General features: G+C 63.6%; 18 protein-coding genes. 17 read left to right on the top strand and 1 reads right to left on the bottom strand.

The features are described 5' to 3' along the window. Positions 1 to 5: 5 nt before the first annotated feature. The 17 genes from JL39_RS25825 (at position 6) to JL39_RS25745 (ending at position 20,710) form a co-directional block, all read left to right on the top strand. Positions 6 to 644, top strand: coding sequence for a DUF2460 domain-containing protein (locus JL39_RS25825; RefSeq protein WP_037157533.1), 639 nt, complete (start codon positions 6 to 8; stop codon positions 642 to 644). After that, positions 641 to 1,516: a DUF2163 domain-containing protein gene (locus JL39_RS25820; RefSeq protein ID WP_037157528.1), complete on the top strand. Its 876-nt coding sequence runs from the start codon at positions 641 to 643 to the stop codon at positions 1,514 to 1,516. Before JL39_RS25825 ends, JL39_RS25820 begins: the two co-directional genes overlap by 4 nt. Then, positions 1,513 to 1,956, top strand: coding sequence for an NlpC/P60 family protein (locus JL39_RS25815; RefSeq protein ID WP_037157525.1), 444 nt, complete (start codon positions 1,513 to 1,515; stop codon positions 1,954 to 1,956). Before JL39_RS25820 ends, JL39_RS25815 begins: the two co-directional genes overlap by 4 nt. A gap of 327 nt (positions 1,957 to 2,283) precedes the next feature. Further along, positions 2,284 to 6,084: a glycoside hydrolase/phage tail family protein gene (locus JL39_RS25810; protein ID WP_037157522.1), complete on the top strand. Its 3,801-nt coding sequence runs from the start codon at positions 2,284 to 2,286 to the stop codon at positions 6,082 to 6,084. Positions 6,085 to 6,105: 21 nt separating this feature from the next. Continuing rightward, the gene (locus JL39_RS25805) at positions 6,106 to 6,318 is read left to right on the top strand and encodes a hypothetical protein (RefSeq protein WP_037157519.1); all 213 of its coding nucleotides are present in this window, start codon (positions 6,106 to 6,108) and stop codon (positions 6,316 to 6,318) included. 116 nt (positions 6,319 to 6,434) lie between these two features. Continuing rightward, entirely contained in the window at positions 6,435 to 6,701 is a 267-nt protein-coding gene (locus JL39_RS25800; protein WP_037157516.1) for a hypothetical protein, read from the top strand. A gap of 42 nt (positions 6,702 to 6,743) precedes the next feature. Beyond that, entirely contained in the window at positions 6,744 to 7,415 is a 672-nt protein-coding gene (locus JL39_RS25795; RefSeq protein ID WP_037157513.1) for a response regulator transcription factor, read from the top strand. Positions 7,416 to 7,425: 10 nt separating this feature from the next. Continuing rightward, entirely contained in the window at positions 7,426 to 8,826 is a 1,401-nt protein-coding gene (locus JL39_RS25790; protein WP_152601305.1) for a HAMP domain-containing sensor histidine kinase, read from the top strand. A 281-nt stretch (positions 8,827 to 9,107) separates the two neighbouring features. After that, positions 9,108 to 9,542, top strand: a complete 435-nt coding sequence (locus tag JL39_RS25785; RefSeq protein WP_037159662.1) for a membrane protein — start codon at positions 9,108 to 9,110, stop codon at positions 9,540 to 9,542. Positions 9,543 to 9,696: 154 nt separating this feature from the next. After that, positions 9,697 to 10,833 (top strand): c-type cytochrome biogenesis protein CcmI, encoded by a 1,137-nt coding sequence (gene ccmI, locus JL39_RS25780; protein WP_037157507.1) that lies wholly within the window; start codon positions 9,697 to 9,699, stop codon positions 10,831 to 10,833. After that, positions 10,830 to 11,300 (top strand): cytochrome c maturation protein CcmE, encoded by a 471-nt coding sequence (gene ccmE / locus JL39_RS25775; RefSeq protein ID WP_037157504.1) that lies wholly within the window; start codon positions 10,830 to 10,832, stop codon positions 11,298 to 11,300. Before ccmI ends, ccmE begins: the two co-directional genes overlap by 4 nt. After that, entirely contained in the window at positions 11,297 to 13,285 is a 1,989-nt protein-coding gene (locus tag JL39_RS25770) for a heme lyase CcmF/NrfE family subunit (RefSeq protein ID WP_037157501.1), read from the top strand. Before ccmE ends, JL39_RS25770 begins: the two co-directional genes overlap by 4 nt. After that, positions 13,282 to 13,737 (top strand): cytochrome c-type biogenesis protein, encoded by a 456-nt coding sequence (locus tag JL39_RS25765; protein WP_037157499.1) that lies wholly within the window; start codon positions 13,282 to 13,284, stop codon positions 13,735 to 13,737. Before JL39_RS25770 ends, JL39_RS25765 begins: the two co-directional genes overlap by 4 nt. Positions 13,738 to 13,886: 149 nt before the next feature. Continuing rightward, the gene (locus JL39_RS25760) at positions 13,887 to 15,461 is read left to right on the top strand and encodes a Do family serine endopeptidase (protein WP_037157496.1); all 1,575 of its coding nucleotides are present in this window, start codon (positions 13,887 to 13,889) and stop codon (positions 15,459 to 15,461) included. Positions 15,462 to 15,535: 74 nt separating this feature from the next. Continuing rightward, positions 15,536 to 16,294: a response regulator transcription factor gene (locus JL39_RS25755; RefSeq protein ID WP_280107491.1), complete on the top strand. Its 759-nt coding sequence runs from the start codon at positions 15,536 to 15,538 to the stop codon at positions 16,292 to 16,294. Positions 16,295 to 16,315: 21 nt separating this feature from the next. Then, entirely contained in the window at positions 16,316 to 17,707 is a 1,392-nt protein-coding gene (locus JL39_RS25750; RefSeq protein ID WP_037159655.1) for an ATP-binding protein, read from the top strand. Between the two features lie 39 nt (positions 17,708 to 17,746). Next, entirely contained in the window at positions 17,747 to 20,710 is a 2,964-nt protein-coding gene (locus tag JL39_RS25745; RefSeq protein WP_052183118.1) for a bifunctional [glutamine synthetase] adenylyltransferase/[glutamine synthetase]-adenylyl-L-tyrosine phosphorylase, read from the top strand. Here the strand turns inward: JL39_RS25745 and JL39_RS25740 are convergent. Further along, entirely contained in the window at positions 20,654 to 21,094 is a 441-nt protein-coding gene (locus tag JL39_RS25740) for an HIT domain-containing protein (RefSeq protein WP_037157493.1), read from the bottom strand. The two genes, JL39_RS25745 and JL39_RS25740, sit on opposite strands and share 57 nt — an antisense overlap. Positions 21,095 to 21,242 lie beyond the last annotated feature (148 nt).

Here is a 21,242-nt window from a genome sequence, read left to right as displayed (position 1 = left end):
ACAGGATGAGCGGTTTTCATGATGTACGGTTCCCGCTGCGGCTGGCGCTCGGCGCGACGGGCGGGCCGGTGCGGCGCACCGATATCGTCAATCTTTCCAATGGCCGCGAGAGCCGCAACCAGCGTTGGCGGGATTCCCGGCGAAGCTATGATGCCGGATCGGGCGTAAAATCGCTGGCCGACCTTTATGCCGTGCTGGAATTCTTCGAGGCGCGCGGCGGACAGCTTTACGGATTCCGCTTCCGCGATCCGGTCGACTGGAAGTCCTGCGGGCCGGGCGAGGCGGTGTCGGCGAGCGATCAGGTGATCGGCACCGGGGATGGTGCAGCAGCCGAGTTTCAGCTCGTAAAGACCTATGCCGACAGCGGCGGGAGCTGGATACGGCGGATCGCCAAACCGGTGGCGGGGACGGTGGTCGTCTCGGTGGACGATATCGAGAAGCCGGCGGGTTCGTTCGAAGTCGATCCGGCGACCGGAATCGTGACTTTTGTGGCCGAGCATATCCCGATGGCCGGCGCGGTGGTGCGGGCAGGTTTCGAATTCGACGTGCCGGTGCGCTTCGATACCGACCGGATCGACGTCAATCTCGCGCACTTCGACGCGGGGCGCATCCAGACCATTCCACTGACGGAGATATTGGCATGAGAACGGCACCGGCGGCGCTTGCCGCACATCTGGCCGGCGAGGCCACCACCACCTGCCATTGCTGGCGGGTGACCCGGCGCGACGGCGTGGTGCTCGGTTTCACCGACCACGATCGCGATCTCGCCCTCGGCGGCACGGCCTTCCTGGCTGCGAGCGGCTTTTCAGCGAGTGAAGCGGAAGCGGCCGCCGGACTTTCCATCAGCGCCGACGAGGTGTCCGGCGGTTTTTCAAGCGCGGCGATCCGCGAGGAAGACCTGGCGGCCGGGCGTTACGACGGCGCGCGCGTCGAACAGTTTCTGGTGAATTGGGCAGCACCCGATCAGCATATGCTGCTGAACATTCGCGAGATCGGCGAGGTCTCACGCGCCGGCGGTGAGTTCCGGGCGGAGCTGCGCAGCCTGGCGCATCGGTTGAGCCAGCCGCAGGGGCGTGTCTACAGCCGCCGCTGCGATGCCGTGCTGGGTGATGCCCGCTGCGGTCTGGACCTTTCGTCCTGGCGCGGCGAAGGAGCGGTTATCGAGGTGAAGGATGCAAGCCGGATCGTCGTTTCCGGGCTCGGCGGTTTCGAGAGCGGGTTCTTCCGGCAGGGCGCGTTGACGTTCTCCAGCGACGGGGCGGCCGATGTCGAAACGCACGAGCGGAGAGCGGATGGCACGGCGGAGCTGACCTTCTGGCTGCCGTTGGAGGAGCCGATTGCAGCGGGCGAGACGTTCACGGTGACGGCTGGCTGCGACAAGTCGTTTGCGACCTGCAGGGCGCGCTTTGCCAACCACCTGAATTTCCGGGGCTTCCCGCATATGCCGGGCGCCGACTTCGCCTATTCCTATGCCGACGGGGAGCGGGTCCATGACGGCGGCCCGATTTTCGAATGAGCGGGATAGGCGGCAAGGTCGTTGTGTTGGCGGAGAGCTGGATCGGCACGCCCTATCGTCATCAGGGCGCGGCCAAAGGGATCGGCTGCGATTGTATCGGGCTGATCCGCGGCATCTGGCGCGAGCTCTACGGTGGGGAGCCGGAGGCGGTGCCGGCCTATGCGCCAGACTGGGCAGAGCGGAGCGGCGAGGATCGTCTGGTGGACGCGGCGCGGCGGCTGTTCGGGGAGCCAGTGCCGATGGGTGAGGCACAGCCGGGTGACCTGCTGCTGTTCCGCTGGCGGCCGGATTGCGCCGCCAAGCATGCCGGCATCCTCGCCGAGCCGGAGCACTTCATTCATGCCTATGAGCAGACGGCGGTGACGCGCTCGGCGCTGGTGCCTTCGTGGAGGCGACGGATTGCAGCCGTGCATCGGTTTCCGGCGATAGGGCGCGATTGAAAAACATGCCGTTTGGCGTATATTGATGGAGTGGTGAGCGAGGCGGCAACCCCGCCCACCGTGGACTTATCTTTTGAATACGACCCGGACGGTCAGTGACCAGCTCGTCCGGGTCATTCTCAATATAAGCGCAATGCCAATCGGCCTAAGCCTCATAACATCACCTCCATCATCGAGGGCAGGGCTCCTGCCTGAGTCAGTGTAGCCTATCTCCACTGATGCGCCGGCTGGCGCGGCGCCTGCTGCTTCTGCTCTCGAATTTCCACACGCTATCACAATCTAGGCGCGCATCCAGTGGTATCCGCCGGATGGCCGCGAGGTATTTTCATGGCCACCATTCTCTTTCAGGCAGCGGGTGCGGCGCTCGGCGGTGTGTTCGGTCCTGTCGGCGCGATCCTCGGGCGCGCGGCGGGGGCGCTGGCCGGCGGCCTGGTCGATCGCGCTCTGATCAATGGCAGCACGACGGTCTCAGGCGCCCGGTTGGCCACTGCGCGCATTCCGGGTGCGGACGAGGGATCGGCGATCAACCGCGTCTACGGCACGGCACGGATCGGTGGCACGCTGATCTGGGCGACGCGGTTCGAGGAGGAGGTGACGCGTGAACGTTCCGGCGGCAAGGCGACGGGGCAGCGTGTCGAGACGTTCCGGTATTTCGCCAACCTGGCGGTCGGGCTGTGTGAAGGGCCGATTGCGGGCGTGCGGCGCGTCTGGGCCGACGGGCGCGAACTCAGCCTGACAGCGATCGAGATGCGGGTCTATCGCGGCGACAAGGGGCAGTTGCCCGATCCGCTGGTCGAAGCGAAGCAAGGCGAAGATAATGCGCCGGCCTATCGCGGCCTTGCTTACGTGGTGTTCGAGCGATTGCCGCTCGACAGTTTCGGAAACCGCATTCCGCTCATGCAGTTCGAGGTGTTGCGGCCGGTGGGCGCATTGGAGCGGCAGATCCGTGCCGTCACGATCATCCCTGGCGCGACTGAACATGGTTATTCGACGGTGCCGGTGACCGAAAAGACCGGCGAGGGCAGCGCGCGCATCCTGAACCGCAATGTGCTGACGGCGGCGACGGACTGGCAGGCTTCGCTGGACGAGTTGCAGGCGCTCTGCCCGAACCTTCAGCGTGTGGCGCTGGTGGTCTCCTGGTTCGGGACCGATCTCAGGGCCGGGCATTGCCGGATCGTGCCGGGCGTGGAAGTCGCGGCAAGGAGGGAGGAGAGTACCGAGTGGTCCGTGGCCGGGATGTCGCGTTCGGCAGCGCATCTGGTGAGCCGGGATGGCGGACCGGCCTTCGGCGGCACGCCGAGCGATGCGAGCGTGAGGCAGGCGATCGCCAACCTCAAGGCGCGGGGGCTGAAGGTCTATCTCTATCCGTTCGTGATGATGGATATCCCGCCGGGCAACAGCCTGCCGGACCCTTATGGCGATGCGGAGCAAGCGGCTTTTCCCTGGCGCGGTCGGATCACCTGCTTTCCGGCGCAGGGGCAGCCGGGAACTGCAGACAGGACGGCGGCGGCGCGAGCGCAGGTCGAGGCGTTCTCGGCCGGTGCCGACGGATATCGGCGGATGATCCTGCATTACGCCAGTCTGGCGGAGGCTGCGGGTGGCGTGGACGGGTTCATTATCGGCTCGGAATTGCGCGGGCTGACGCAGCTCCGCGACGAGACGGATGCCTTTCCCTTCGTGCAGGAACTGGTCGCGCTGGCTGCGGACGTAAGGGCGAACGTCGGCGCGGCAACGAAGCTCACCTACGGCGCGGACTGGAGTGAATATTCCGGTTATCACCCGCCGGATGGTTCGGGCGCGGTGTTCTTCCATCTGGACCCTCTCTGGGCTTCGCCGGATATCGATGCCGTTGGCATCGACAACTACATGCCGCTGGCCGACTGGAGGGACGAGGACCTTTCTGCGGACAATCCGGATGGCTTCCGGCTGGCCGACGATGCCGAAGCGATGGCGGGGCAGATCACCGCCGGAGAAGGCTTCGACTGGTATTATGCGAGCGATACGGACCGGGAGAACCGGGTGCGCTCGCCGATCACCGACGGGCTCGCCGGAAAACCATGGGTATTCCGTACCAAGGATCTCTCCGGCTGGTGGTCGAACCGACATTACGACCGGGTGGATGGTGGGGAGAAAGCGACGACGACAGCCTGGACGCCCGGCATGAAGCCGGTCTGGTTCACCGAACTCGGCTGCCCGGCCGTGGACAAGGGCGCCAACCAGCCGAACGTCTTCATCGATCCGAAATCGACGGAAAGCGCGGCACCTTATTTCTCCAGCCTCGCCCGTTCCGACAGCATGCAGCGACGGTTTCTCGAAGCACATCATGGCCGGTGGCAGGGCGAAGACGCATCGACCGGCATTGTCGATCCAGACCACATATTCGTCTGGACCTGGGATGCGAGGCCTATGCCAGCCTTCCCCGACGACCTGTCGATCTGGAGCGACGGCGGCAACTGGCGCGCCGGCCACTGGCTGAACGGGCGCATGGGAGGCACGACGCTGGCGGATGCGATCGCAACGGTCCTGACCGAGCACGGGTTCATGGATTTCGACGTCTCCGAAGTGAGCGGTGACCTGGCAGGTTACGTGCAGGGTGAGGTGACCTCGGCGCGCGCACTCCTTGAGCCGTTGCTCGACGTCTTTCAGGTGGATGTCACCGAGGATGCTGGAAAACTGCGCTTTCGGTCGCGGCTGAGGGCGAGCCTGGCGCCAGCGAACGTTTCGGTCGTCGCCGATATCGAGGGCGAGCCGCTCTGGTCCGAGAACCGCAGTCACGACAGCGATTTCGCAGCGGAAGCGGTGCTGACATCATACAATCCGCGGCTCGATTATGAGCAGGCCAGTGTGCGCTCCCACCGGACGCGGGCCGCAAGCCAGCGGACCCTGAGCTACGATCTGCCGGCGGTGCTTGCGCAGGAGACGGCACTCGGCGCGGTCGAGACGCTGCTGCGCACGCAGCGGATCGGGCGGAGAACGGTGACCTTTTCACTCTCACCCGCCGATATCGGGGTCGAGCCAGGGGATGCGGTGCGGTTGGCGCTGCCGGATATCGCCGGTCCGGACGGGACCTTCATCGTCGAGCGGATCGAGGAGGGTGCCGCACGGCGGATCGAGGCACGCCATCACGCGCCGCTTGCACCGGCGAATTACGCCGGCGAGCCGGAACGCAGGAACGGGGGCGGCATCGTGTCCGATGCCTTTGCGCCGGTCCTGCACTTCCTCGACCTGCCCCGTTTCTCGTCAGGCGAAGCGCCAAGCTTCGCGCGCATTGCCGGCCTCTGCCGGCCGTGGCGACGCACGGCGCTGTCGTCGTCAGCCGGAAACCAGGGCTACCGGACGCGGACGGTGCTCGACCGACCCGCGAGAGTGGGCGTTCTGGCTGCGCCGCTCAGTCCCGGCATGACCGGGCGCTTCGATCGGGGCGGCATGGTGGAACTCGACCTCTTCTTCGGCGGATTGTCCTCTGCGGATGAGCGGGCGGTGCTGAATGGGGAGAACCGGATCGCAGTAAAGGCGGCGAACGGCGTCTGGGAGGTGGTCGGTTATGCGGATGCGGAGGAGATCAGTCCGAACCGCTGGCGCCTCGGGGGCTTGCTGCGCGGTCTCGCCGGCACGGAAGATGCGATGCTGGCCGGCGCGGGTCTGGGCGCTGCCGTCGTGGTTCTCGACGAGGCGGTGGTGTCGCTGGGGCTCACGGCGGAAGAGCGTGGTCTCAGCATGAACTGGCTGGCGGAAAGCCTTGGCCAGGCTGGCGGCCGCTCAGGCCCGCATGTCTTTGCAGGCGGCATCCGCGCGGAGACGCCATTGTCGCCCGTGCATGTCCGCGGGGAGCGACAGGCAGCGGGCGACGTCCGGGTGACCTGGGTGAGACGCGGCAGGGTGGAAGCGGACGACTGGGAGGGAGCGGATATCCCGCTGGACGAACCGACGGAGCGCTACCGCATCGAGGTTCTGGACGGAGCAATCGTCCGGCGCGTGATCGAGGTGACGGAACCGGCCTTCACCTATCCGGCGGCCGATGAGACTGCCGACTTCGGCGCGGCGCAGACGAGCCTTTCATTGCGCATACGGCAGATGGGCCGCGCCGTGCCGCTCGGTGTGCCGGTTGGAACGACCATTTTACTTTAGCTCAAGAAACGGAGATGAAACATGGACGGGATGAAGGCCTGGTATCAGTCGAAAACGGTCTGGGGCGCACTGATTGCAGTCGGTGCATCACTTTTGCAGGTGGCGGGAATCGAGCTCGGCGCCGACATGCAGGCCGATCTTGCGGACATCGCGGTGACGTTGGCGGGCGCGGCCGGCGGGCTTCTTGCAATCTATGGGCGGATTTCTGCCGATACCGGAATCAGGGGAAAATAGCCTCCTGAAAGAAAGCATTACGGACCATTCATTTGCCATTCAGCCGCCTTTGGTTACATACTCCGTCATATGCTTCGGGCATGTATCCTGTTGTCTTGTGAGTGGAAACTGTAACCATGGCGCGACTGCCGATCATCGCGATACTGGCTGCCGGCATTGCCGGTTTTTCCGGCCTGCAGCCGGAAAAGGCCTCCGCGCGTGATTATCTCATGCTCGTTGCGGGCGATTGCGGCTCGGCGGCATCTCGCGTTGTGCGGGAAACCGGCGGCCAGCTTCTTTCTGCTCAGCCGTCCTCCGACGGCCAGACCTGTGTCGTCACGGTGCTCGTCCAGGGCAACGGCAGCGAGAGGCCGCGTAAGGTCACCGTAAGGGTTCCGATGTAAGCTCTCGGCCAATCTGCCGGCATATCATTCGAGGGACGGTGCATGCGCATTCTGGTGGTCGAAGACGACGTCAATCTCAACCGGCAGCTTTCCGATGCCTTGAAAGAGGCCGGTTATGTGGTCGACCAGGCTTTCGATGGCGAGGAAGGCCATTACCTCGGCGACAACGAGCCCTATGACGCGGTGATCCTCGATATCGGCCTGCCGGCCATGGATGGCATCACCGTCATCGAGAAATGGCGCGCCGGCGGCAAGGGCATGCCGGTGCTGATGCTGACCGCGCGCGACCGCTGGAGCGACAAGGTGGCGGGAATAGATGCCGGTGCCGACGATTATGTCGCAAAACCTTTCCACGTGGAGGAAGTGCTGGCGCGGGTGCGTGCGCTGATCCGCCGTGCCGCCGGGCACTCCTCTTCGGAGATCGTCTGCGGGCCGGTCAGGCTCGACACCAAGGCATCGAAGGCGAGCGTCGACGGCGTGACGCTCAAGCTTACCTCGCACGAATTCCGGCTGCTCTCCTACCTGATGCACCATATGGGCCAGGTCGTTTCCCGCACCGAGCTTGTGGAGCATATGTATGACCAGGATTTCGACCGCGATTCCAATACGATCGAGGTTTTCGTGGGCCGGCTTCGCAAGAAGCTCGGCGTCGATCTCATCGAGACTGTCCGCGGCCTCGGCTACAGGATGCAAGCGCCAACTGATGCGCGTTAGGTTTCACACCATCGGACCGAGATCGCTGACAGCCCGCGTGCTGCTTCTCGCAACCGCCTGGTCGGCGCTGGCCCTGGTGGTGATCTCGATCGTGATTTCGCAGCTCTACCGGCAATCGGCGGAGCGCGCCTTCACCGACCTTCTGCGCGCTCAACTCTACAACGTCATCAATTCGATCACGATCGGCAGCGACAACCAGCTCTCCGGAAGCCCGCAACTCGGCGATCTGCGCTTTTCCCAGCCGGAGACGGGCTGGTACTGGATCATCGAACCGCTCGGCACCTTTGCGGCAAGGCCGCTATCCTCCTCCTCTCTCGGCACTTCGAACATCAGCGTGCCCTCGATCCTGGCGGTACCCTTCAACAACCGCTACGAGCGCTTCTATCCTGCAACTGACGCCTTCGGGAACCATGTTCTCGTTGCGGAAACCGAGGTTGTCCTGGACGGCGAGGGGCGGGCTGCCCGCTTCCGCGTGTCGGGCAATCTGGCGGTCGTCGAGGAGGATATCCAGGCCTTTACCCGCAGCCTCTATATCGCGCTCGCCGTCTTCGGCCTGGGCAGTCTCGTCGTGAACGGCCTCGCCATCCTCTATGGCTTGCTGCCGCTCGACGGGGCCCGCCGGACGCTCGAAAGGGTGCGGCGCGGGGAGGCGGAGCGGCTGGAGGGCGAGTTCCCGCGCGAGATCATGCCGCTTGCCAATGACATCAATGCGCTGATCGAAAGCAACCGCCGCCTTGTCGAGCGGGCGCGCATGCAGGTTGGCAACCTCGCCCATTCGCTGAAAACGCCGATCGCCGTGCTGCTCAACGAAGCGCGCTTGCTTGACAAGCCGCAGTCCGAACTCGTGCGTTCGCAGGCCGAAGCCATGCAGGCACAGGTGCAATCCTATCTCAGCCGCGCGCGCATCGCCGCCCAGCGCGAATCCCTGCTCGCCCGCACGGATATCGAGCCGGCGCTGGAGCGTCTGGTCCGAGTCATGCGCCGGCTCAATCCGGACAAGGAATTCCATCTTTCCGTCTCACCGCCAGGCGCAGCACTTGCCATGGAGCAGCAGGATGTGGAGGAGACGATCGGCAATCTGCTCGAAAACGCCGCGCGCTTCTGCGAGACGGGTGTCTGGATCACCGCAACGCCGGCCTCCGGGCCGCAACAGGACGGGGATGCGCTGCGGCGCACCTGGGTCGAGATGACGGTGGAGGATGACGGGCCAGGGCTCGAACCCGACCAGATCCGCGAAGCGATGAAGCGCGGTACGCGGCTCGATGAGAGCAAGCCGGGTGCAGGTCTGGGTCTGTCGATCGTGCGCGAGATCACCAGTGAATATCAGGGTATGTTCGAGCTGACGCGCGGACCGCGCGGGGGATTGATGGCCCGGCTTCTCCTGCCGGGCGTGACGAAGAGTGTGGCGTGAACCCGACGAAGGCTGCGAGGCGAGCCATGACAACACCGGAGCAGATGTGGCGGAAGGGCAACATGGGATTGATCCGTTCCTCCGGTTATGGACGGATGGATCGCCTGCTATATCTTTTCCGGAAACAGCGTCATTGCTGCAGCCTGCTGATATGCGAGGATTGAGCCATTATCGGATCCATGTGTTTTTCGAGTAGCGCCATAATGATGCCATGCCGAGACGGAAGCAATTTCGGCAGAGATGACCGAGCAAAGACAACTCGCGACCCGGTTTTTGACAAGATGCGATCCCCGAAACTCCGAAATGCCGTTTCATTGTTTCTTGTAGCGGGCATGCTTGCCGGCTGCGGTACAGCGTCACGTAGCGGGATGGGTGGACCGCGTGGCCTTCTTTCGCCGAAGCCTTCCGCGTCCGCCTCCTATATTTCCGCGTTGCAGGGCGGTATCGTCGGCCGCACGGGTGTGACGCTTTCGGCGAGCGACCGTTCACGCGCCCTGGAGGCGGAATACCGGGCTTTGGAAGGAGCCGCCGTCGGCCAGACCGTACCCTGGAAGGGAGATGACGCAAACGGCCAGGTGGTCGCCAATGCTCCTTATCAGGTCGGAACGCAGAATTGCCGTCAATATCGTCATACTGTAACCGCCGACGGACGCGACGTGACGGCACGCGGTGCGGCATGCCGCAATTCCGACGGGACGTGGACGCCGTTAACGTGAAGTTTGATACGTCTGCGACGCTTTGACTTATGTCATGGCCGGATACGGCTTCAGACACCATATGAATGCCGCGACTTGCGGCGAAACGCCTCAAATTCGCGTCAACGCCGGCGCCGCAGTTGGAAAGCTAGCGCCGTTGCAGTAATGGGCCATTATGGTTTTGTGGATTATCCTCGCGCTTCTGACGGCAGCCGTTGCGGCAGTGCTGATCGCGCCCTTCGCCCGCGGCGGCAAGGTGGCGCCTGCCGATCGTACCGGTGAGGTCGAGGTTTATCGCGATCAGCTGAACGAGCTGGAGCGGGATCGCGCCCAGGGTCTGATCGAGCCCCAGGAGGCCGAATATGCCCGCGCCGAGATAGGCCGCCGGCTGCTTGCCGCGGCGGGGGCGAATGCGGATAGGCAGGAAGGCGCGGCAAAGACGGGGAAATATGCCCTCGTGACCTCCATGGTAACGCTCGTGCTGCCGGTCGTCGGTCTCTGTCTTTACTTGACGCTTGGCAGCCCCGGGCTTCCGGACCAGCCGCTCGAAGCGCGCCTCGCCAATCCCGGCAACAATGTCGCCCTGCTCGTAGCCAAGGCGGAACGCCATCTCGCCCAGAACCCGAACGACGGGGCGGGCTGGGATCTGCTCGCGCCGATCTACTTCCGCTCCATGCGGCTGGGTGACGCCGAAATGGCTTATCGCAATGCGATCCGCCTGCTTGGCCCCAGCGCAACCCGGTTGGCCGGTCTCGGCGAGACGCTGGTGGCGTCCAATGACGGCATCGTCACGGAGGATGCACGTTCTGCGTTCGAAGAGGCGGTGAGGCTCGAACCGGATAATCCGCGGTCGCGCTTCTATGTCGGTCTCGGGCTCGAACAGGCGGGGCGGGCGGCGGAGGCGCGGAGCGTGTTCGAGGCGATCGCCAAGGATTCGCCGGCCGGCGCGCCATGGCTCGAGCTCGTGAACCAGCATATTGCCAAGAATGGCGGCACGGTCGCGCCCGATCAGAGTACGGCGCAGGCGCCGGGCAATCCGACGCAGGAAGACATGGCCGCAGCCGGGACCATGTCGCAGGACGACCGGCAGGCGATGATCCGCGGCATGGTGGACAGCCTTGCGGCGCGGCTGAAAGAGGATCCGAACAATCTCGAAGGCTGGCTGAGACTGGTACGCTCCTATACCGTGCTTGGCGACAAGGAGAAAGCCCAGGAAGCGCTGAAGAGCGGGCTTAAACAGTTTCCATCCTCCGGCGAACTGGTGGCGCTGGCGAACGAGATGGGGCTCGCCGTGGAAGGAACGACCCAATGACGCGCAAACAGAAACGGCTTGCGGTGATCGCCGGCGGCATGAGCTTCATCATCGTCGCCGTGCTGCTCGTCATGTTCGCCTTCAGCCAGTCGGTCGCCTATTTCTTCATGCCCGCCGACCTCGCCAAGACGGAGGTCAAGCCGGGCACGCGTATTCGGCTCGGCGGGCTGGTGGCGGAAGGTTCCGTAAAGCGCGGCCAGGGTTCGACGGTGAGTTTCACCGTGACGGACGGCACGGGCGACGTGCCCGTCACCTATACGGGCATCCTGCCGGACCTCTTCCGCGAAGGGCAGGGCGTGGTGACCGAGGGAACCTTCGACGCGGTGACGCATAGTTTCGTTGCCGACAGCGTGCTTGCCAAGCATGACGAGAACTACATGCCGAAGGAAGTCGCCGACCGGCTGAAAGCCGATGGCGTATGGAACGAGGGCCAAGGTAAAGAGGGCAAGGAGGCGGCGACCCGATGATCATCGAGATCGGCCACTACGCGCTTGTGCTCGCGCTTGCCACTGCCCTGATTGTTTCGGTCCTGCCGGCGATTGGAGCCCGGCGTGGCGACACGGCGATGATGGCGCTCGGCACAACCGGGACGCTGACGGTCTTCGCGCTCGTCGCCCTGTCGTTCATTGCGCTGACCTGGGCCTATGTGGTCTCGGATTTTTCGGTGAAGAACGTCTGGGAGAATTCCCATTCGCTGATGCCGCTGATCTACAAATATTCCGGTGTCTGGGGCAATCACGAAGGCTCGATGATGCTCTGGCTGCTGATCCTGACTTTTTTCAGCGCGCTGGTGGCGGTCTTCGGGCGGAACCTTCCGGACAGTCTGAAAGCCAATGTGCTCGCCGTGCAGGCCTGGATCGCCGGCGCTTTTCTGCTCTTCATCCTGCTGACCTCGAACCCGTTCCTGCGCCTCGATCCCGCCCCTGCCGAGGGGCAGGACCTCAATCCGGTGCTGCAGGATTTCGGGCTCGCGGTGCATCCGCCGCTTCTCTATCTCGGTTATGTCGGCTTTTCCGTCTGTTTCTCCTTCGCCGTAGCGGCCCTGATGGAAGGGCGCATCGATGCCGCCTGGGCGCGCTGGGTCAGGCCCTGGACGCTCGCCGCCTGGACCTTCCTCACGGCCGGCATCGCCATGGGTTCGTACTGGGCCTATTATGAGCTCGGCTGGGGCGGCTGGTGGTTCTGGGACCCGGTCGAGAACGCCTCGTTCATGCCCTGGCTCGCCGGCACGGCGTTGCTCCACTCCGCGCTTGTCATGGAAAAGCGCGAGGCGCTGAAGATTTGGACCGTGCTTCTGGCGATCATGACATTCTCGCTGTCGCTGCTCGGCACCTTCCTCGTCCGCTCCGGCGTTTTGACCTCCGTGCATGCGTTCGCGACCGATCCGACGCGCGGCATCTTCATCCTTTGCATCCTGGCGATCTTCATCGGCGGCGCTTTCACGCTGTTTGCCTGGCGGGCGCCGATGCTGAAAGCGGGCGGGATTTTCGCGCCGATCTCGCGCGAGGGCGCTCTGGTGCTGAACAACCTGATCCTGACGGTCGCGACCGCAACCGTGCTGACCGGCACGCTCTATCCGCTGGTGCTCGAAACGCTGACCGGCGAAAAAATCTCGGTTGGCGCGCCCTTCTTCAACATGACCTTCGGGCTTTTGATGCTGCCGCTTCTGGTCGTGGTGCCCTTCGGGCCGATGCTCGCCTGGAAGCGGGGCGACCTGCTCGGCGCGCTGCAGAGGCTCTGGATCTTTGCCGCGCTGGCGTTGTTCGCAGGCCTTGCCTTCTATTACGTTCACAACGGCGGTCCGGTGATGGCGATCTTCGGGCTCGCGCTTGGCTTCTGGGGCATGTTCGGCGCGCTCGCCGATCTCTGGTATAGAGGCAATTTTTCGAAGGTCGGGTTGTCGGTCGGTCTACGGCGGCTTGCTGGCCTGCCGCGTTCCGTCTTCGGCACGGCGATCGCCCATTTCGGCCTCGGCGTGACGGTTCTGGGGATTTTCGCCGCGACGACCTTCGGCACCGAAACGGTGGTCGAGATGAAACCCGGCGCTTCTGTCGATGCCGGCGGTTATTCGCTGACCTTCGACGGCATGCGAGACGCGGTCGGCCCGAACTTCACGGAGCAACGCGGGCATTTCACGGTCAGCCGCGGTGGCGTCCAGGTTGCGGATACCTGGTCGTCGAAGCGGCTTTATACGGCCCGGCGCATGCCGACGACCGAGGCGGGCATCCTGACTTTCGGGCTCAGCCAACTCTATGTCTCGCTCGGTGATCCGATGGAAGGCGGCGGCATCGTCGTGCGCATCTGGTGGAAGCCGTTCATCCTGTGCATCTGGGGCGGCGCGCTGATCATGATGTTCGGCGGCTTCGTGTCGCTGTCGGACCGCAGGCTTCGGGTCGGGGCTCCAAGGCGGAAGGCGAAGCCGGTGAAACCGGCACTGGAGGCAGCGGAGTGATGCGCAGGCTTTTCATCGCGCTTTTCCTGTTTCTGAATGCGCTGCCAGCCTTTGCCGTCAATCCGGACGAGGTTCTCTCCAATCCCGTTCTCGAACAGCGGGCGAGGAACCTCTCGGCGCAACTGCGCTGCATGGTCTGCCAGAACCAGTCGATCGACGATTCGAATGCTGAGCTTGCCCGCGACCTGCGCGTGCTGGTGCGCGAGCGTTTGAGCAACGGCGATACGGACAGCCAAGTGATCGACTACGTCGTATCGCGCTACGGCGAGTTCGTGCTTTTGAAGCCGCGCTTCAGCACCAAGACAATGATCCTCTGGGCAACGCCGATCCTGCTGCTTCTCATTGGCGCCATTGCGATTTTCGTTTTCGTCCGCACGCGTCCCAGCCAGCGGACGGTTGCGGCGCTGACGCCGGAGGAGCAGTCGAAACTCGAAGAGTTCCTGAAAAAATAGCCGCCTGACACAGCCAAGGGCGAACATTACCAATATTTCATTCGTCCGCCACGTGCAGTTAACGTGTTGCCGCCTATATCTTCGTCATCCACCGCCTGGCCAGACCTCCGGCCAACATCACGACTGAAGAAAAGAAGGTAACTCTAAAGATGCGCAATATCGGACGTCCCTCCCTGAAGACCGTTTTGAAGGCCTCCACCGTGGCTGGTCTTGCAGCGGTCATGCTGTCGAGCGGCATCCCGGCTCAGGTCGTGCAGTCCTTCGCGGCTCCGGTCAGCGTCACCGCGCCGCAGGCACCGAGCTTTGCGGACGTCGTCTCCGCCGTTTCGCCCGCCGTCGTTTCCGTCCGTGTCCAGTCCGACACGCAGGTCGCTTCCGACGACAGCAGCAATTTCTCCTTCAATTTCGGCGGCCGCGGTTTCGACCAGCTTCCGGACGATCATCCGCTGAAACGCTTCTTCCGCGAATTCGGCGGCCAGATGCCGGGCGGCCCCGGCGACCGCGACCAGGACCGCGCCGAACGGGGCGGCCCGCGCGGCCCGGACAGCAACCGCCCGCACCGTCTTCGCCCGACCGCCCAGGGGTCCGGCTTCTTCATTTCCGAAGACGGGTATCTCGTGACCAACAACCACGTCGTCTCCGACGGTTCGGCCTACACGGTCGTCATGAACGACGGTACCGAGCTTGAAGCCAAGCTCGTCGGCAAGGACAGCCGCACCGACCTCGCGGTCTTGAAGGTCGACGCCTCCAGCCGCAAGTTCACCTATGTCAGCTTCGCGGACGATTCGAAGGTGCGCGTCGGTGACTGGGTCGTCGCCGTCGGCAACCCGTTCGGCCTTGGCGGCACGGTAACGGCCGGCATCGTCTCGGCCCGCGGTCGTGACATCGGCTCCGGTCCCTATGACGACTACATCCAGGTCGACGCGGCCGTGAACCGTGGCAATTCGGGTGGCCCGACTTTCAACCTTTCGGGCGAAGTGGTCGGTATCAACACGGCGATCTTCTCGCCTTCCGGCGGCAATGTCGGCATCGCGTTTGCAATCCCCGCCTCGGTGGCCAAGGACGTCGTCGACGACCTGATCAAGGACGGCAAGGTGGAGCGTGGCTGGCTCGGCGTCCAGATCCAGCCGGTCAATCAGGACATTGCCGAATCGCTTGGCCTCAAGGAAGCCTCCGGCGCCCTCGTCGTCGCCCCGCAGGAAGGTTCGCCGGGCCAGAAGGCCGGCATCAAGGAAGGCGACGTCATCACCGCCGTCAACGGCCAGCCGATCAAGGATGCCCGTGACCTCGCCAAACGCGTCGCGGCCTTCGGTCCGAACACCAAGGTCGATGTCGAACTGTGGCGTGACGGCAAGGCCCAGACGATCCCGGTCACGCTCGGCAACCTCGCAAGCGACGAAGCTGCCGCCGCCGAACCGAAGCAGCCCGACGCTCCGGCCCCGTCCAGCGAGAAGGCGCTTGCCGATCTCGGCATCACCGTTGCCCCGGCCGAGGACGGTTCCGGCCTCTCGGTGACGGAGGTGGATCCTGACTCCGAGGCTGCCGCCCGCGGCCTGAAGAGCGGCGAAAAGATCGTCTCGGTCAACAATCGCAAGGTGGAGAGTGCCGCCGATATCGGCAAGGTGATCGAGGAGGCCCGCAAGGACGGCCGCACCCGTGCGCTGTTCCAGGTCGAAGGCAGCGGCAACAGCCGCTTCATCGCCCTGCCGATCGATCAGGGCTAATCCCTTTTTGGTCGTATTGAAGCGGGGCGCCGCCGGCAACGGCCGGCGCCCTTTTCCTTTGGAAGGGAAAAGAGATGGAGACGAGCGTCCGTTATTCTGCCGAAACTGCCGAATCCAATGGTGCAAAAACGGGCGGTGACGCTATTGTTCCGCACATGAAGATTCTGGTGATCGAAGACGACCTGGAGGCGGCTGCCTACATGACCAAGGCCTTTCGCGAGGCCGGGATCGTGGTTGACCATGCAAGCGACGGCGAAAGCGGCCTCTTCATGGGCACGGAAAATTCCTACGACGTGCTGGTGATTGACCGCATGCTGCCGCGCCGCGACGGTCTGTCGGTCATCAGCGAGCTTCGCAAGCGTGGCATCAACACCCCCGTGCTGATCCTCTCCGCCCTCGGCCAGGTGGATGACCGCGTGACGGGATTGCGCGCCGGCGGCGACGACTACCTGCCGAAGCCCTATGCCTTTTCCGAACTGCTTGCCCGGGTGGAAGTGCTGGGACGTCGGAAAGGCACGCCCGAACAGGACATGGTCTACCGCGTTGGCGACCTGGAACTCGACCGCCTTTCCCACGAAGTGAAGCGCGCCGGCAAGGAAGTGCTTTTGCAGCCGCGCGAATTCCGCCTGCTCGAATATCTGATGAAGAATGCCGGCCAGGTCGTCACCCGCACCATGCTGCTCGAAAACGTCTGGGACTATCATTTCGACCCGCAGACCAACGTCATCGACGTGCATGTCTCGCGGCTTCGCTCGAAGATCGAGAAGGACTTTGACAAGCCGCTTCTGAAGACGATCCGCGGCGCCGGCTACATGATCAAGGACGAGGCCTAATTGCTCGCACGTGCCCGCCTGATGTTTCGCTCGACAGCCGTGCGGCTGTCGGCGCTCTATATTCTGCTCTTCGCACTATGCGCCGCTTTTCTCGTCTTTTACGTGACGGCGATGTCCGAACGGCTGCTCGCGCAGCAGACGCGTCAGACATTACAGGAGGAGGTGCAGGATATCGAGCGCGCCTATGAGCGCGGTGGCATCAATCTTCTGCTGCGGATGATGGAGCGCCGCGCACGCCAGCCGGGTGCCAATCTTTATGTGATCGCCGGTCCGAACGGCGAGATGCTGGCGGGCAATGTCGCCTCCGTGCAGCCGGGCGTGCTTGACGAGCAGGGTTGGACTAAATTTCCTTTCAGCTACGAACCTTATTCGGAGGCCGCCGGTTCGCGGAGGCACTTGGCCGTGGCCAATGTGCTGCTCCTCGACAATGGCCTCCGGGTCATGGTGGGCCGCGATCTGGGGGATCCGAACCGGTTCCGCGGTCTCGTGCGGCGGGCCTTGATGGTGGCGTTGGCGATCATGGGCTTCGGCGCGCTGGTGATCTGGTTCGGTATCGGCCGCAACGCGCTGAAGCGCATTGACCGCATGTCGGCGGCAAGCCAGAAGATCATGGCCGGCGACCTTTCCCAGCGCCTGCCGGTCGGAAAATCCGGCGACGAATTCGACAGGCTGTCGGATTCGCTGAACGCCATGCTCGGCCGCATCGAGAAACTCAACGAAGGCCTGCGTCAGGTCTCGGACAACATCGCCCATGACCTGAAGACACCGCTGACGCGGCTGCGCAACAAGGCGGCCGATGCGCTGGCCGAGAAGCGCGAGGACGTGCGCCGCTCCGCCCTGGAAGGCATCATCGCGGAATCCGACCAGCTCATCCGAACTTTCAATGCATTGCTGATGATTTCTCGCGTGGAAGCCGGGTCGATCGCCGCGGAAATGTCCGACGTCGATCTTTCGGCGATTTCCGCCGACAGCGCCGAGCTCTATGAGCCGGTGGCGGAGGAGGCGGGCCTTTCTCTCACGACCGCGCTGGAGCCGGGCCTCATCGTGCGCGGCAACCGCGAGCTCATCGGTCAGGCGATCTTTAATCTGCTCGACAACGCGATCAAATATGCCGCCGGAGGCAAGGGCGAGCCGAAGGTCGGCGTGAAGCTTGCAAAAAAAGACGGCACGTTTCGGCTCTCTGTCTGCGATAACGGGCCGGGCATTCCGCCCGAAAAGCGCGACGAGGTGCTGAAGCGGTTCGTCCGTCTTGACGAAAGCCGCTCCAAGCCGGGCACCGGGCTTGGCCTTTCGCTCGTCGAGGCGGTGATGGAACTGCATGGTGGTTCGCTCGAACTTTCCTCCACGCACAAGGAGAATACGGAAGCGCCCGGCCTGACCGTCACCATGGTCTTTCCGGTCCCGAAGCCCTAAGTGGGTATAGAGCGAGGGAGAGATTCGAGGAGGATTTCGGTGTCGGGAAAACTGAGCCGGCTCGATGCGGTCAAGGCGGATGTGATACGCCCGCTGAACCAGGCGGAGTTGAAGGCGGCGACGGCCGCCTTGAAGGATATGGGCAAGACCGAGCCGGCGGTTGCCGATCTGCTCGCGAAGGAAAGCCCGCTCAGGAATTTCATCGCCGCAGCCTTCACGCTTTCGCCCTATCTGCGCGACACGGCCGTCATTTCTCCCGCGTTTCTCGCTACAGCGATAGGTGAGCCGCTTGAGCCGGCTTTGGAACAACTGATCGATTCGGCGCGCAATTCATGGCGTCCGAAAGACGGCAAGGCACCCTCGGAAAACGAGGTGATGACGACACTCAGGACGGCTCGGCGGGGTTTGAGTTTTCTGGTCGCGCTCGCCGATCTTGCGCGCATCTTTTCCGCTCGGGACACGACCCGCTGGCTGAGCGCCTTTGCCGATGCTTCCGTCGCGGCAACAATCGACCATCTTTTGCTCGCCGGCCATGAGAGCGGCAAGCTGAAGCTTGCCGATCCTGCTGAACCGAGCAAGGGCTCGGGCCTTATTGTGCTCGGCATGGGCAAGCTCGGCGGCCGCGAGCTCAACTATTCTTCCGACATCGACATCGTCGTCTTTTACGATCCGGAAGCGGGCATCCTGAACGATCCGTTCGACGCTTCGGAAATCTACGGGCGGATGATGCGGCGGCTGATCCGCATCCTGCAGGAGCGCACGGCGGACGGCTATGTCTTCCGCACCGATCTGCGCCTGCGCCCCGACCCCGGTTCGACGCCGCTTGCCGTCTCGCTCGATGCGGCGCTGATCTATTACGAGGGCAGGGGGCAGAACTGGGAGCGGGCGGCCTTCATCAAGGCCCGGCCGGTTGCGGGCGACATTGCTGCCGGCGACAATTTCCTGCGGCTTCTGATCCCCTTCGTCTTCCGCAAATATCTCGACTACGCGGCGATCGCCGACATCCATTCGATCAAGCGGCAGATCCATGTCCACAAGGGGCATGGCGCGATCGCCGTGAAGGGCCATGACGTGAAGCTCGGCCGCGGCGGCATCCGCGAGATCGAGTTCTTCGCCCAGACCCAGCAATTGATCGCCGGCGGCCGCATGCCGCCGCTGCGCGCCCGGGAGACGGAGGCGGCGCTTGCCGCCCTTGCCGAGGCGAACTGGATCGCGCCGGAGATCGCCGCGGAACTCACCGGATGCTACTGGTTCCTGCGGGATGTCGAGCACCGCATCCAGATGGTGCATGACGAGCAGACCCATAACCTGCCGGAGACGGATGCCGAGTTGAAGCGCATCGCCTTCATGCTGGGCTTTGCCGATGCGGCGAGCTTTTCGGCCAGGCTGGAAGAGGTGCTGCGGACGGTCGAAAGACGCTACGCACGGCTCTTCGAACAGGAGGCGAAGCTTTCGGGCGGTGACGGCAACCTCGTCTTCACGGGACAGCAGGATGATCCCGGCACACTTGAGACGCTCGCTTCGCTCGGCTTCGAACGGCCGGCCGACATGTCCCGCGTCATCCGCACCTGGCATTACGGCCGATACCGCGCCACGCAATCTGTCGAGGCGCGCGAGCGGCTGACGGAGCTCATGCCGGCGCTGCTCAAGGCATTTGGGGAAAGCAAGCGGGCCGACGAGGCATTGCTGCGCTTCGATCATTTTCTCAAAGGCCTGCCGGCCGGAATCCAGCTCTTCTCGTTGATCGGCAACAACCCGCCGCTATTGGCACTGATCGTCACGATCATGTCGTCGGCACCAAGGCTGGCGGATATCGTCGCCTCCAAGCCGCATGTCTTCGACGGCATGCTGGACCCCGGCCTGATGGCCGAGCTGCCGACCCGGGGATATCTCTCGCAGCGGCTGACGACCTTCATCGGCGGTGCAAGGGCTTACGAGGAACTGCTCGACCGGCTGCGCATCTTCGCTGCCGAACAGCGTTTCCTGATCGGGATCAGGCTGCTCACCGGAGCGATCTCAGGCGTCGAGGCGGCGTGCGCCTTCACTCATCTTGCCGATCTCCTGATCGAGGCCGCGCTGAAGGCGGTCACTGCGGAAATTACGGCCACGCATGGCGCCTATCCCGGCGGGCGTGTCGCGGTGATGGGGATGGGCAAGCTCGGCAGTTTCGAGCTCACCGCCGGTTCCGACGTCGACCTCATCCTTCTCTATGACTACGACGGAGACGCAATGGAAAGCGAGGGGCCGAAGCCCATCGATTCCACCCGTTATTTCACCCGCATCACGCAACGGCTGATCGCTGCACTTTCCGCACCCATGGCGGAAGGCGTGATCTTCGAGGTCGATCTCCGTCTGAGGCCGTCGGGCAACAAGGGGCCTGTTGCCACGCGCATCAACGCTTTCAGCAAGTATCAGCGCGAGGAAGCCTGGACCTGGGAACATATGGCGCTGACGCGTGCCCGTCTCGTCTGCGGCGATGAAAGCCTTGTGAACGAGGCGAGGGATGTGATCGGCGAAGTGCTTTCGGCCAGGCGGGGCGTCGGCAAGATCGCCAAGGATGTGGCCGAGATGCGCGCGCTGATCGAAAAGGAAAAGCCGCCGCGCGACATCTGGGATTTCAAGCTCATCCCCGGCGGTCTGATCGACATCGAGTTCATTGCGCAATATCTGCGCCTCATCGCGCCGGCGAGCGGCGTCGCCATCGATACCTATGGCTTCAGTACGGCCGAGGCACTGAAGACGCTGGGCAGCAAGCTGATGCCGCCCGGCGATCTCGACGCTTGCCTCGAAGCGCTGCGCCTCTTCACCGAGCTTTCCCAGATCATAAGGCTCTGCGTTGACGGTCCCTTCGATCCCAAAGACGCGCCGGCAGGTCTCCTGGAGCGTGTCTGCCGGGCAGGGGGCTGCCCGGACATCGGGACGCTGGAAGGGGAGATCAAGAGGCTTTCAAAGGCGGTGCGGGAGGTGTTCGGGAGGACTGTTACTCCCCGGGCCGTCAAGTGACGATTGTCGGCGGTTCTTCAACTGCTTGAGGTGATAGCGTATGCCTTGACCTGTGAGCGGTTCGTCGGCGAAGCGCGCAATTACATGCAGATGCACGTGATCGACTGCCTGCCCTGCTGCGTGCCCTACATTCCATCCCAAGTTGAAGCCGCTAGGCTCTATCTGGTCCAAATGGGCTTTGGCTCTAATCAGGAGATCAAAGGTGTCGATCCACTCGGCAGGAGTGAGATCGAATGGCGAGTTGACGTGCCTGAAGGGGATGATCATGCCAGAATGCTGGAGAACCTCATCTGTACTTTTGAGGAAGAAGCAGGTTTCGTTGGCGAAAACGGGCTGGTCCTTCCCGCTTCGGTTTGCCACGCAGAACGGACATTCTGGCGACATACTCCCCCTCGCTTCAATTCCTTGTCTTGCTGTAATGTTAGCTGGAGTCCACAACAGACAGATAACAGGTGGCGTTAAGACGGATTCGCTTCCGCACGGTTGCCCCTGAATTCTTTTGAGCCACAACCTGCAACATAGCCTGATGCAC

The sequence above is a fragment of the Rhizobium sp. YS-1r genome (assembly GCF_000757525.1).
GTDB classification, from domain to species: Bacteria; Pseudomonadota; Alphaproteobacteria; order Rhizobiales; family Rhizobiaceae; genus Neorhizobium; species Neorhizobium petrolearium.
Note: the sequence above shows the minus strand (reverse complement) of the source record. Positions and strands in the feature narration are given on the sequence as shown.

Excerpts from the sequence above, each read along its gene's own strand:
- JL39_RS25805 (WP_037157519.1), top strand. The coding sequence starts at position 6,106 with ATGGACGGGATGAAGGCCTGGTATCAGTCGAAAACGGTCTGGGGCGCA.
- JL39_RS25810 (WP_037157522.1), top strand. The coding sequence starts at position 2,284 with ATGGCCACCATTCTCTTTCAGGCAGCGGGTGCGGCGCTCGGCGGTGTG.
- JL39_RS25825 (WP_037157533.1), top strand. The coding sequence starts at position 6 with ATGAGCGGTTTTCATGATGTACGGTTCCCGCTGCGGCTGGCGCTCGGC.
- JL39_RS25795 (WP_037157513.1), top strand. The coding sequence starts at position 6,744 with ATGCGCATTCTGGTGGTCGAAGACGACGTCAATCTCAACCGGCAGCTT.
- ccmE (WP_037157504.1), top strand. The coding sequence starts at position 10,830 with ATGACGCGCAAACAGAAACGGCTTGCGGTGATCGCCGGCGGCATGAGC.
- JL39_RS25815 (WP_037157525.1), top strand. The coding sequence starts at position 1,513 with ATGAGCGGGATAGGCGGCAAGGTCGTTGTGTTGGCGGAGAGCTGGATC.
- JL39_RS25785 (WP_037159662.1), top strand. The coding sequence starts at position 9,108 with ATGCGATCCCCGAAACTCCGAAATGCCGTTTCATTGTTTCTTGTAGCG.
- JL39_RS25755 (WP_280107491.1), top strand. The coding sequence starts at position 15,536 with ATGGAGACGAGCGTCCGTTATTCTGCCGAAACTGCCGAATCCAATGGT.
- ccmI (WP_037157507.1), top strand. The coding sequence starts at position 9,697 with ATGGTTTTGTGGATTATCCTCGCGCTTCTGACGGCAGCCGTTGCGGCA.
- JL39_RS25760 (WP_037157496.1), top strand. The coding sequence starts at position 13,887 with ATGCGCAATATCGGACGTCCCTCCCTGAAGACCGTTTTGAAGGCCTCC.
- JL39_RS25770 (WP_037157501.1), top strand. The coding sequence starts at position 11,297 with ATGATCATCGAGATCGGCCACTACGCGCTTGTGCTCGCGCTTGCCACT.
- JL39_RS25820 (WP_037157528.1), top strand. The coding sequence starts at position 641 with ATGAGAACGGCACCGGCGGCGCTTGCCGCACATCTGGCCGGCGAGGCC.
- JL39_RS25800 (WP_037157516.1), top strand. The coding sequence starts at position 6,435 with ATGGCGCGACTGCCGATCATCGCGATACTGGCTGCCGGCATTGCCGGT.
- JL39_RS25740 (WP_037157493.1), bottom strand. The coding sequence starts at position 21,094 with ATGTCGCCAGAATGTCCGTTCTGCGTGGCAAACCGAAGCGGGAAGGAC.
- JL39_RS25750 (WP_037159655.1), top strand. The coding sequence starts at position 16,316 with ATGTTTCGCTCGACAGCCGTGCGGCTGTCGGCGCTCTATATTCTGCTC.